13 protein-coding genes are annotated in these 12,345 nt (G+C 38.1%); 9 read left to right on the top strand and 4 right to left on the bottom strand.

What is annotated here, in order from left to right; all coding sequences use genetic code 11:
* Positions 1-72 precede the first annotated feature (72 nt).
* The 4 genes from P9B04_RS22650 to P9B04_RS22635 are packed head-to-tail and all read left to right on the top strand — an operon-like array spanning position 73 to position 2,060.
* Positions 73-288, top strand: a complete 216-nt coding sequence (locus P9B04_RS22650) for a DUF2997 domain-containing protein (protein WP_342057222.1) — start codon at positions 73-75, stop codon at positions 286-288.
* 56 nt (positions 289-344) lie between these two features.
* Positions 345-731: a DUF1257 domain-containing protein gene (locus tag P9B04_RS22645; RefSeq protein WP_342057221.1), complete on the top strand. Its 387-nt coding sequence runs from the start codon at positions 345-347 to the stop codon at positions 729-731.
* Positions 731-1,153, top strand: a complete 423-nt coding sequence (locus P9B04_RS22640) for a ferredoxin (protein ID WP_342057220.1) — start codon at positions 731-733, stop codon at positions 1,151-1,153. Before P9B04_RS22645 ends, P9B04_RS22640 begins: the two co-directional genes overlap by 1 nt.
* Positions 1,154-1,157: 4 nt before the next feature.
* Positions 1,158-2,060 (top strand): RluA family pseudouridine synthase, encoded by a 903-nt coding sequence (locus tag P9B04_RS22635; protein WP_342057219.1) that lies wholly within the window; start codon positions 1,158-1,160, stop codon positions 2,058-2,060.
* A 71-nt stretch (positions 2,061-2,131) separates the two neighbouring features.
* On the opposite strand, the gene plsY is transcribed toward P9B04_RS22635, so the two are convergent.
* From plsY to P9B04_RS22620, 3 genes are all read right to left on the bottom strand, one after another.
* Positions 2,132-2,779 carry a glycerol-3-phosphate 1-O-acyltransferase PlsY gene (gene plsY, locus P9B04_RS22630; protein ID WP_287137908.1) on the bottom strand — a complete coding sequence of 216 codons (648 nt, stop codon included), beginning with the start codon at positions 2,777-2,779 and terminating at the stop codon, positions 2,132-2,134.
* A gap of 41 nt (positions 2,780-2,820) precedes the next feature.
* The gene (locus tag P9B04_RS22625) at positions 2,821-3,999 is read right to left on the bottom strand and encodes a DUF3086 domain-containing protein (RefSeq protein WP_342057218.1); all 1,179 of its coding nucleotides are present in this window, start codon (positions 3,997-3,999) and stop codon (positions 2,821-2,823) included.
* A gap of 237 nt (positions 4,000-4,236) precedes the next feature.
* A complete protein-coding gene (locus P9B04_RS22620) occupies positions 4,237-4,650 on the bottom strand; it encodes a DUF3119 family protein (protein WP_342057217.1) in 414 nt (137 codons plus the stop codon).
* Positions 4,651-4,791: 141 nt separating this feature from the next.
* Between P9B04_RS22620 and P9B04_RS22615 the strand changes: the two genes are divergently transcribed.
* From P9B04_RS22615 to P9B04_RS22605, 3 genes are all read left to right on the top strand, one after another.
* A complete protein-coding gene (locus P9B04_RS22615; protein ID WP_342057216.1) occupies positions 4,792-5,856 on the top strand; it encodes a glycosyltransferase family 4 protein in 1,065 nt (354 codons plus the stop codon).
* 381 nt (positions 5,857-6,237) lie between these two features.
* Positions 6,238-6,954 (top strand): FkbM family methyltransferase, encoded by a 717-nt coding sequence (locus tag P9B04_RS22610; protein ID WP_342057215.1) that lies wholly within the window; start codon positions 6,238-6,240, stop codon positions 6,952-6,954.
* Positions 6,955-7,178: 224 nt separating this feature from the next.
* Entirely contained in the window at positions 7,179-7,844 is a 666-nt protein-coding gene (locus tag P9B04_RS22605) for a class I SAM-dependent methyltransferase (RefSeq protein WP_342057214.1), read from the top strand.
* A gap of 79 nt (positions 7,845-7,923) precedes the next feature.
* Here P9B04_RS22605 and P9B04_RS22600 read toward each other — a convergent pair whose 3' ends face one another.
* A complete protein-coding gene (locus tag P9B04_RS22600) occupies positions 7,924-9,651 on the bottom strand; it encodes a diflavin flavoprotein (RefSeq protein WP_342057213.1) in 1,728 nt (575 codons plus the stop codon).
* Positions 9,652-9,853: 202 nt separating this feature from the next.
* On the opposite strand from P9B04_RS22600, the gene P9B04_RS22595 reads away from it, so the two are divergent.
* On the top strand, positions 9,854-11,668 hold the full coding sequence (locus P9B04_RS22595; protein ID WP_342057212.1) for an ABC transporter ATP-binding protein: 1,815 nt from the start codon (positions 9,854-9,856) through the stop codon (positions 11,666-11,668).
* Positions 11,669-11,906: 238 nt separating this feature from the next.
* On the top strand, positions 11,907-12,311 hold the full coding sequence (gene psb27 / locus P9B04_RS22590) for a photosystem II protein Psb27 (protein ID WP_342057211.1): 405 nt from the start codon (positions 11,907-11,909) through the stop codon (positions 12,309-12,311).
* Positions 12,312-12,345: the final 34 nt, after the last annotated feature.

The raw sequence follows: 12,345 nt of genomic DNA, 5'->3' as shown, positions 1-12,345 counted from the left end.
TGGACACGAGCAACCATTATTCGGATGTTTCTAGTCCTTGAGCCCATTAAAAACCCCGTTCTAGAATCAACCATGAACATGGAAACCCTAGAATTTATCATTTACCCCGATGGCCGTGTCAAAGAATCAGTGACGGGCATAGTAGGTTCCTCCTGTCAAGAGGTAACCGCAGCAATCGAAGCACAACTAGGAAGAGTTCTTTCTAGTGAGAAAACTTCTGAATATTACGAACAAACTAACTCTCAATCAGCAAAAGTTGCCAATAAGGTTTCTTCTAGCGACTGGTGAGAGTTAATTGTTGTTGATTATTCTATCTCTTGTAACGTTCTCAAATTTAAAAAAATATGTCACACTTTAGCAACATTAAAACCCAAATCCGTAACCTAAGCTCCCTCAAAGCAGCACTCAATGACATGGGAATCGACTGGAAGGAAGGTTCACACACCGTTAGGGGATACAAGGGGCAAACCCGTAAGGCCGAAATTGTTCTCCAACAAGAAAATAGCTACGACATCGGTTTTAGTTGGAATGGTAGCGAATACGAATTAGTTGCCGATTTACAATACTGGCAGCAACCTCTATCGGTTGAAGGATTTTTGAAGAAAGTTACTCAAGGATATGCTCTGCATACTATTCTTGATGAGTCTTCTAAGCAAGGGTTCCAAGTAGCCCAACAACAAAAGAACGAAGACGGTTCTATACGCCTTGTTGTTCAACGCTGGAGTGCGTAATGGATGATTTCGCTTTCACCCCCGATCGCTCTGGGTTAGAACCGGAACTAGGGGGAATTTTTCGAGATGCTCCCGATAGAACCGGATTTGAACCAGAGTTAGGGGGTCAACTGCGACAAAAAGGGGTCTACGTGGACGAGTTAACCTGTATTGGCTGTAAAAACTGCGTTCACTTTGCCCCCAACACTTTTTATGTGGAAGACAGTCATGGACGAGCTAGAGTCTACAATCAAGACGGAGACGAAGAGGATACCGTTCAAGAAGCGATCGATACTTGTCCTGTTGATTGCATCCATTGGGTTGATTACACAGAGTTAAAAGAACTTGAGGAGGTTCGCAAGCATCAACAGATTAAAGCCCTTGGTTTTCCTCAAGTCCATCGCAGTCCCAAGAGAAGGAGAAAACCCTCGACGAAAAGATGAGAGCATGAATAATGGCTGGATTTATAGAGAACAAATTAAGCCAAAAAATGCTGGTGTAACGCTAATACAATATTACACCAAACATTACCATCATTCTAGTTCTCAACAATGGTTAGAGAGGATTCTCTCTGGTCAAATTCTTGTTGACAATCAACCTGTTCCCCCCGAAACTGTTTTAAAAACAGGTCAATGGTTAAGCTATAACCGTCCCCCTTGGGAGGAACCAGAGGTTCCCTTGAGTTTTGATTGCCTTTACGAAGATGATCACCTATTGGTGATGAATAAACCTTCTGGACTTCCTGTGTTACCAGGAGGAGGGTTTTTAGAAAATACTTTATTGTGGCAATTAAAAAAACAATATCCTCATAACCCACCCACACCAATTCATCGTTTAGGGAGGGGAACATCGGGGTTAATGTTAATGGGAAAAACTGCGATCGCTCGTTCCCACTTAAGCCAACAAATGCGGGAACACAAAATAAAAAAAGTTTATCGAACCTTAATTGGAAAAACTAACCTTCCTGATTCATTTATTATTGATCATCCCATTGGAAAAATATCTGATCCTGTTTTAGGTTATATTTATGGGGCAAAAAGTGATGGGAAATACGCTTACAGCGAGTGTCGTGTGTTAAAAAGACACTCAGATAAAACAGAAATAGAAGTTACTATATTGACAGGTCGTCCCCACCAAATTAGAATTCATTTAGCAGCTATTGGCTACCCTTTACTTGGTGATCCCTTATACACAATTGGCGGAATTCCTAAAATTAATAATGAACAAGAACAAATAAATGTTCCTGGAGATTGCGGTTATTTTCTCCACGCTTATCAACTTTACTGTGTTCATCCCATTAACAAAAAACCGTTAACTTTTACTTGTAAAAGACAATTTACTGATGATTAAAATTAGGAGACAGTCGCTTAAACATAGCAACTGTCTCCTTATAATCAAGATTCCATAAAAGTTAGAAATAATTAACTTCCTTCTTGTTGTAATTTTTGTCCTAGTCTGGGTTCGGTTCCAGCGAAAAGACGCATAATGTTGGTACGATGACGAAAAGTCACATAAACTCCAGCTATTATCCCAAATAAACAATAGGGTAAAGGCTGATTTAACCCAAACATAAGCACATTAACAGCAAGAACTCCAGTAATAGAACTCAAAGAAACAATACGAGATAGACTTAACATCCCCAAAAAGCTACCTAGTGTACCTAAAGCAACAATGGGGTTAAGCACTAATAAAACCCCTAAACTGGCAGCAACAGATTTGCCTCCCGTAAAATTGAGGAAAATAGACTTACTATGACCAAATACAGCAGCGATCGCTGCCAAAATCACCAGCCAAGATTTCCATTCTAAAGGAACCAAATCGGAAGATTGGAATAAAAACCATAGTTTAACAACAATGACAGCGAACATGGCTTTAGCTAAATCTGCGCCTAAGACAAATATAGCTGCTCGTTTGCCAATAGTGCGTAAAACATTGGTAGCACCGGTAGATCCTGAACCATGTTCACGAATATCAATGCCTTTTAGGTAAAATGCAGTCAGGTATCCTGTGGGTATGGAACCCAGTAGATAGCCAATCAGAATTAGTAATGCGCTAATGAAAAAAGCCATAAGTCATCGGTAAAATTGAAAGTGGTCAAAATTTTGGTTGTTTAATAGAGATAGCTGCTCATTTGCTGCGGATCTGGGGCAAAAGCCAACCACAAGGGAAATTGTAGCAAGGAGAGATTAATTTGTTCTTCTGCCTCATCGATGATGACAAGGGGGAGCAAATCATCTTCTACTAATCTTTCTGCTTTTTGAACCAAAGCATCTGGGGATTCAAATAGAACCACTCCTCTTTCTGGTCCAAAGTCCCCTCGAGAAATTCCCAAACAGTCTTGTAGTCCCCTTCGCCATTCTCCCAATCTTTCTGGGGTATTGGCCAAAATCAGAAACCGAGTGCGATCGCCGTGTAATTCGTTCAAAACGGAAATTACTGCAGAAGCTACTAAAATGTTTTGTAAACGACTGCCCATTGATTTAATTGTACCCCTACCTCCTTGAGAAAAGAACCATTTTTGTACTCTTTCTGCGTGGATGGGTTCAAATGTTCGGCGTAGTTGCCACGGGGGGCCATAGTAATCGGGATTTCTACGATACTGGTCTAAAATCTGCTGAATTTTACGAGTTTGTTCGGCAAATGCTTGGGGTGCAATTTGTACTGTCGATCCACTAGTTGGAGGAGGAATGGTAGGTTCTGAAGGTTGCTCCCAACTGTCTTGACTTGGCAGATCCAATTGCTCAGCAGCGGCCGCGAGATCCTGTAAACTTCCCACTAGATAGTCTTTAAATCCCTGTACCCTGATAGCTAAGTCTTGGGAGATTCCCGCAAAAGTGGTTTTCATTTCCTCACGAATTCTATCTCGACGGCGTTCTAATTGCTCGACAGATAGTTCTAAGGTTTGTTTTTTTTGCTGAAGCTCTTTGAGTCCTTCTGCAACCATTTTTTCTAGAGTTTGCTCTACTGTCTGGGTTTTTTCTGACAGTTTTTGAGCTTTACTCACTTCTAAAGCTTCGATTTCGGCAATTAGATCCTGTTTCTGTTGCGTTAATACTTCAACCTCGTTGGTCAATTCCTGGACAGTTTTTTCCAAGTCCGCAGGTCGCGATAACTCATCTATAAAGGATACTGCTTTATCGAATGAGTCAATCTCTTTGCTTTCTTCTTCCCGTATCTCTTCGGAAACGGTTAGAGGTTCTAATCCTTCTATTTCTTCAGCAGAAGCGTTCTCCTGAGAGAGATCAGGGTTTAGATTCGGGTTGGAAAACTGGGGAACGTCTGAGGTCATGGATTTAGATTTAGAGACAGGGTGCAATGTTAGAGGTTTTTCTCATGGCGACGAAAGGGGAATAAGATAACATTTTTACGGAATTGTACCGTCTGTTTTTTCTTGGGTGATTTGCTGTTAAACACACACAAATCACTTATGATTCTTTTGAATCACCTAATTTTTATTTGTTACCTGTTGTCAGTTTTCTCCACCAAGAGAGATAGACTCATCAGAAGTCTATCGTTGAATCGGTATTCATTTCAACTGGTTTGCTTTGATTTTATCAAAACTACAGTATTGTTCCAAACAAGTGTTAAGCATTTGGGGATCAAAGATAATGGGCAAAAAATGAATGCTTTTTACTTCCTTAAAATAAAATAAAATTGGTACAGGATACCAAAAAATTTCCCAGTTTTGCCAATCGCTGTAGGGAAAACTACGAATACACTGATCAGATCGATAAACCTCTAAATCGGTTTGAGTAAATCTTAGGCGAATGAGAACGGTTTGTAATAAAAGGAACAACCCTAATAAACCGAAGGGAAGACTTAGCCAAGGTTGTATGAGAAAAGCGGCGATGGCCATGAGAAGCAAAACTACAGGAATTCTATAGCTCGGGGCTAATTCTACGCTTTGTTGGTTGATACCGGGAGGGGTCACAGAAGTCATAATCAGGGTAAAAATCTGTATCAAACAAGACAATTATGGGACAATGGGAAAGGGGATGGATTACGGGCAAATTAGCTCCCAGGATAACATCTATCTCTTGATTTATGGAACGGTTGCTATCAAGTTTTTTTTGAGAGTTTAATGCTGAAATTGCTATTTTTGTCAACCCCTGTTGGACCACTGGGTTCGGGGATGGGGGGAGGTGTTGAATTAACTTTGCTTAATTTAGCCCAAGAAATGGGGCGAAGAGGACACAGGGTTAAAGTTGTGGCTCCGGAAAATTCTGTTGTTTCTGAGGTTTCTTGTCAAGAAATTTCGGGAACTTGGCAAGATACAATTCAAAATAACCATAGAGATGCGCCAATTGTTTTGCCGAAAAATTCGGTTTTGGGCAATATGTGGGACTACGCAGGAAGAGTAGAAAAGGATTACGATTTGATCATCAATTTTGCCTTTGACTGGCTACCGTTTTATCTGACTCCTTTCTTTACCACTCCTATTGCCCATCTTATCAGTATGGGTTCCACAACAGATGCTTTTGATGAGGTTATGAACCGAGTCGCTAAACAATACCCAAATACTATGGGGGTTCATACTCATGCTCAAGGCCAAACTTTTCCCTTTAATGATATTTGCCGTGTCTTGGGTAATGGATTAAATTTATCTTTATATAATTATTGCGATAGTCCTGATAATTGTTTAGCTTGGGTGGGGAGAATTGCTCCAGAAAAGGCTTTAGAAGATGCCATAGAAGCTTCAAAAATTGTTAATATTCCTTTGAAAATTTTTGGTAAGGTTACCGATGAGAAATACTGGCAAACTATTCGTCAAAATTATCCCGATGGTTCTTATCAATACGAAGGCTTTTTTAATACAATAGAATTGCAAGAAAAATTGGGTAGATGTAAAGCTTTACTGATGACTCCAAGGTGGATAGAAGCATTTGGAAATGTTGCAGTTGAGGCCTTAGCTTGTGGTGTTCCAGTTATTGCTTATAGTCGGGGGGGGCCAGCAGAAATTGTCCAACATGAAAAGACGGGATTTCTAGTCGAACCTGATAGTATTTCTGGTTTGGTTGACGGCATTAATCGTGTTGATACAATTGATAGAAAGCAATGTCGTCAGCAAGCTGAAAAAGAATACTCTCTTCAAGCATTGGGTGAGAGATTTGAAGGTTGGTTTTATGAGTTAGTTAAACAAGAGTAATTTAGTTATTTATTAAATAATATTGAAAGTTTTTTTTAATCTTTACTTGATATCTAAATTTTTGAGATATAAATTTGAGATATAAATAGGTACAGGAAAACATTTATAAGTTGCTTAATATAGGTAATTTTTTGTTTATCTTGTTTAATATCTTCTCACTATCTTGATAGATGACTTTATGCATTTAGATACTAGGTAAACCCAAGAAAGATTATATCATAGCTAGAAGTAGACAGGCGATTTATTTTTAATAATTTAATAATAAGTATCTAGCAGTAGAGCATATTCTTATAAACATCAAGCGATCGCTTTTAGCATTGATAAAAAAGTGGCATCTTCATTTACAATAAAAGATGGCTAACAACTAAATAAGGTTTAAAAATGTCACAGTTTAGGCTTCGTCCCAATACTAGCGATGCCATTTTCCAAAAATACATTTGGCAAGACAACGAATATCGAATTCCCGAACAGCTAAACGAAAATACTTCTATTATTGATGTAGGTTGTCACATTGGATTATTTTCTTATTTATGTTGGCAACGAGGTGCAAGAAATATCATGGCATTTGAACCCTTTAGTGAAAACTATAATTTGGCTAAATTTAACCTAGAAAGTACCTCGATTTCTCTGTCTCCCAAAGCAGTGTGGAGATCTGATGGATTGAGTGATGAGCAACTATTTTTAACTTCTTTTTCTCTTATGCATCCCGATGGTCCAGATCCTGTTAATAAAGATACCTTAAATACGGGAACACCTTCTGTTTTTGGGGAATCAGGGGACTCAGTGGAGACAGTTTCTTTAGATAGTTTAATAGGAGATAAGGTTATTGATATCTTAAAATTGGATTGCGAAGGCAGCGAATTTCCTATTTTATTGACTTCTAAAAAGTTAAAACAGGTGCGATATATTACGGGAGAATATCATTTGATGGATAATGTTCCGCAAGTGGGAAAAGTAAATGGAATTAACAATTATTCTGTAGGAACTTTAGCAGATTTATTAACTGCTTTGCGGTTCAAAATAGAGATAGTTCCTTTCAAAGATCCCCTATTTTCCGATACAACTGGTAACTTTTTTGCTTACAATCTTGATCTTTAATTCAATGATTAGGCGATCGCTTTTAATTGAGTTTCATGAGTTGGTTGAGTAGGATTAATTTTCCTGCCAGGGTTTCGTTTTACTCTAATTTACTGCAATTTCTGGTATTTCATTCACTCTTACCGCAATATTAACCATTTGCTATGTCCTCATTCCCTACACCATCCTTTTTAAAGTCCTACTGGGAAAGTGCTTTTGATTTAAAGAAGCACCTACAGGGATTTTTGAAAATTGATCAAGAAACCTTAGAAAGTTATCTTAAAACAGGTCACAAACAATTAGAAATATTAGGAAAAAAATGTTTCGATTGGGAAGAAGCAACAACATTTTATCGTGAACAAGTAGGAGATTTACACCTATTTGAGCTAACTGCTTGGCACTTGAGTAGTTCGGATTATATTGCTGATACTTTACGTCTTATTGCAGATAATTGCCAAGGCAATGTTTTAGATTTCGGTGGTGGAATTGGTACCCACTCTATCGCAGCGGCATTATCACCTCAAGTAGAAAAAGTTACTTATTGTGATATTAATTCTAGAAACCTAGATTTTGTTAATCATAGAGTAAGTCAAATAGGTTTAAAGAATAAGGTACGTTGCTGTTCTGAAGTGAAAGACAAGGAAGTATTCGATACGATAATTTGTTTTGATGTCTTAGAACATTTATTAGTCCCTAGTAAACAACTGTTGTTGTTTAAAGAAATGCTTAGTCCTCAAGGAAAAATAATTATTAATTGGTATTTTTTCAAAGGATTTGACCAAGAATTTCCTTTTCATATCGATGATCCTGATGTTGTTGATGATTTTTTTATAACCCTTCAAAAGAATTTTTTAGAAGTTTTTCATCCGTATCACATCACCAGTCGTTGTTACCGAAAAATGCCATCGTAGAGTTAATACATCTAGTTTTATTTCACATTGATGGTTTCTTTATACAAGAAAAAAGGTGGGCATTGCCCACCTGATAACTTTAATAATAGTTACCAACCTTTCGGCGATGAACAGCTGTTAAAGCATCGGGGTTAGAAACTCGTCCGTTGGTGATTTTGCTATAAACAATCCAATGATCGCTACATTCCATGCGAGTGACAACTTCGCATTCTAAATAAGCTAAAGCATCAACTAAAATAGGAGAACCATTGTTAGCAGTTTGAACATTAACCCCTTCAAATCGATCGGCACCGGGGCGGAATCTTTTTAGAAAATGCTTCATCAAAGATTGATAGTTTCCTTCTTCGAGGATGTTTAAAACAAAACTATCTCCCACCTGCATTAAAGATTCGATCGCCCGATCTTTTGCCACTGCAACGGTGAAACCTGGGGGTTCAAAACTCGCTTGTGTTACCCAAGAGGCTAACATTGCCCCCTTAAGTTCTCCTTTGGTAGCAGTTAGGATATATAAACCGCTACTAATACGACCAATGGCTTTATCTAGGTCATTATCGAGGGATTTCCGTTGCTTCATCTTATTGGATAGGGTCAAGCTTTGTCCTAAATCCACCCCTGCTTCTTCGCAGAGTTGATAAATGGCTTCGGTGGGAGTATCCTTAACCCGAATGGGGTTAAAACCTTTGTTTAAACCGGCTTCTCTAAACTTGGTTAGCAGAGGGTCTATGGGTTCGTCGTTGCCACCATAGGATTCAAACATCCCGATGTATTGCTTATTTTTGGCGGCAGCAATAATTGTTCCAATGTTACTAGTAGTTTCGTTGCTATGATTACCTTCTAGGGGGGGCATCCCAATTACCAAACCGGCAGAACGACTGACGATCTCATGAACATCTTGAACATCGGCAGATTTAAGATCCACCATTTCTACAGCAACCCCTGTTTTGGTAATACCTTTGGCAATAGCTTGGGAAAGGCGATCGCTGTATCCGTAGTCAGAAACGTAAAATACTGCTACGCTTTTATCTGCCTTGCTTTGTTCTTCGCTCCAGGTGCGATAGCGTTCCACTAACTCGTGAACATTGTATCGTAACAACGGACCGTGACCATTGGCCACCATAGAAAAATTACCTAATTTGTCCATGCGTTTCAAGGCTGTAAGTACGGATCGCGCGTTGGGACCCATCAAACATTCGTAGTAGAAATGATAGTCTGGGGCGATATCTTCTAAGTGTTCATCATAGAGATTATCGGAACAATAGTGCATCCCGAAGACATCGCAGGTGTATAAGATTTCGGTAGCTTTGTCGTAGGTTAAAATGGTGTCGGGCCAATGTAGATTAGGCGCATTGACAAATTCTAAAACATGACCTTTCCCTAGATCCACGCTGTCACCGGTTTTAACCGCAATGTACTCGAAAGGTTGGTGGATAAAGTTTTTCAAAAAGTTAATTGCTACCTTTGAACCAACAACTGTTGCTTGGGGAGCAAGTTTTAGAATATCTTTAACCAAACCACTATGATCTGGTTCGGTATGACTAACCAGCAAATAATCAATAGTTTTGGGGTCAACAAGTCCAGTTATAGTATCTATGTATAATTGGCGAAACTTGGCGTGGGAAGTGTCTATTAGAGCAATTTTATCGCCACGAACGATATAGGAGTTGTAGGTAGTCCCATTTTGGAGGCCAAACTCGATATCGAAGCGATCTCGATCCCAGTCAAGGGAACGAATAGTGGTAGTATTTTCAGCAATATCACCAGTTTGTATGGTTAAACGTTTTTCAGTTTTGATGGGAGTTGCAACCATATCCCTCTCCGTATATTGTTTTCATTATTTGTTTATATTGTGACACGCTTCTTGAATAATGTGGCTTTAAGTTCCTTATGGAAAGGGTAAGATTCTTTTAATCAGTTAACAGGAGCCTTACTGTATAAAAGCACAATAAAATCTTTGTCAAATGAGAAAAAATCAGTTAAAATCTGTTTAATTTTGTACCTTTATGAGAACTATGAGTGATATTGTTCTTGATGTTTCTAACCTCCACATCCAGTTTCCCTTACAAGGAGAAAAAAAGAAAGTTGCAGTAGATAATGTTAATTTTAAACTTAAAAGAGGAGAAGTTTTAGGAATCGTTGGGGAGTCAGGATCTGGTAAGTCGGTGACTTCTTTAGCTATTATGGGTTTAATCCAAAATCCTGGTAAAATTAGCTATGAAAGTAGCATTAAATATTACCAATCGCCGCAAGAATATACAGAACTCACTCGCCTAGAATCTTCAAAATGGACAAAATATCGTGGTAAGGAAATCGCCATGATTTTCCAAGAACCGATGAGTGCTTTTAACCCTGTTTATACCATAGGTTATCAATTAAACGAAGCTATTAAACTACATCAGAATGTAACCCAAGAACAAGCAAACAGAGAAGCACTTCAATTATTGAAAAGTGTTAAAGTTCTTAAACAAACCTACTCAGATAAACAAGCAACCGCCTATTTAAAAAGGTATCCTCACGAACTCTCGGGGGGACAATTACAAAGGGTCATGATTGCAATGGCTATATCTTGTAACCCTACTATTTTAATTGCTGATGAACCCACAACCGCTCTAGATGTGACGGTTCAAAAAGGTATTTTAGAGTTATTAATAGGGCTTTGCGAAGATAAAAATATTGCTATGATTTTTATTTCCCATGACTTAGGAGTTATTAATGAAGTAGCGGATAATATATTAGTTATGCGAAATGGAAAAGTAATAGAAGAAGGAAAAAAAGAACAAATTTTACGTCATCCTAAAGATGGTTATACAAAGGGACTACTTGCCTGTCGTCCTCCTCTTCACGTTAAGGTAGATAAGTTACCCACTGTTGCTGATTTTCTGGACAATAAAGAAGGGCTTGACTTTTCTCAAGAAAGCAATTTAGTTTATCAAATTATTCCCCACGATGAAATAGAAGCTAGGAAACAAGAAGCACAAGAAAAAAAAGTTTTATTATCCGTTGATAACTTGGAAGTTGAGTTTGGAAAGTCAGGTTTTCTAGGACTGTCTAATAATAAATTTAAAGCAGTTAATAAAGTTGGTTTTGAAGTTTACGCAGGGGAAACATTAGGTCTGGTTGGAGAATCAGGTTGTGGAAAATCAACCCTAGCAAGGACAATTTTGAGACTTATTATAGCAACTCAGGGGAGTATATCCTTTGAAACTTATGAAATTTCTAAAAAATATATGAGTAGCAAATGGTTGCAGAAACTGAGAAAAAATATGCAAATTGTTTTTCAAAATCCTTACAATTCTCTCAACCCCAGATTAACAGTAGGAGAAGCAATTGCTGAACCCATGATTATTCATAAAAATCAACCTAATAGTAAAAAAAGAAAAGAAATTGTCCATGCATTATTAACATTAGTTGGCTTAGACTCGAATAGTAGCTATAATCGCTATCCTCACGAATTTTCTGGAGGACAAAGACAAAGGGTTTGTATTGCTCGCGCTTTAGCTTTGAATCCCCGTTTTTTGATTTGTGATGAGTCAGTTTCTGCACTAGATGTGTCCGTACAAGCACAAGTTTTAAACCTATTAAAAGATCTACAGGAAAAGCTAAAACTGACCTGTATTTTTATCTCCCACGATTTAAGTGTGGTTAGATTTATGAGCGATCGCATTATGGTGATGAATCAAGGTCAAATTGTTGAAATAGGAGATACAGAAAAAATTATTAATAACCCTCAAGAAGACTATACTAAAAATCTTCTTCAATCTATTCCTAAATTCCCAGAAGATCTAACATGGAAATCCGATGATACAGTCAAGAGTGAATTAAACTAATCACCCATAGCTAACTACTGATTAATAACTAGACATGAGTTCGATATAAGGAAGTTTATAGAAAACTGGTCAAAGTTAAGAGTATGTAACGCGCATTCTCTTGTTGAAAAAGATTCAACTCGGAACTGTGAACTACTAACTCCTAACACTGAACTCAGTTTAACCAGGGCTTCACCGAATTACCCTTTCTAGGATAGGATAGGGAAAATCTAGAATTATGTAATTGTATTAACAACTTATGTTTTTCAAATCCGCCTTATCTCGTCTTCTAGCATTGGTTTTGGTCGCTGTTGTTGCCTTAACGGGTTGTGGAAACGACTCTGCAGGACTTTCTGGCGATTATAGTCAAGATACCCTAACAGTTATTGAAACTCTAAGCACAGCGATTGATTTACCCGATGATGCTGACAACAAACAAGAAATTCAATCCCTCGCTAAAGAACAAATTAATGATTATATTTCTCGTTACCGACGCAACGGGGAATCTGGGGGACTTCGTTCCTTCACCACCATGCAAACAGCCTTAAATTCCCTTGCTGGGTACTATACTTCTTATGGTAGTCGTCCCATACCTGAAAAGTTGAAAAAACGCCTAAAACAAGAATTTAAGCAAGCAGAAGTTGCTGTCAAGCGAGGTATTTAATCCCACCCCATCGTTAAAGATAGGGTCTTTATGT

It is taken from the genome of Crocosphaera sp. Alani8, assembly GCF_038442745.1.
Classification (GTDB): domain Bacteria; phylum Cyanobacteriota; class Cyanobacteriia; order Cyanobacteriales; family Microcystaceae; genus Crocosphaera.
Note: the sequence above shows the minus strand (reverse complement) of the source record. Positions and strands in the feature narration are given on the sequence as shown.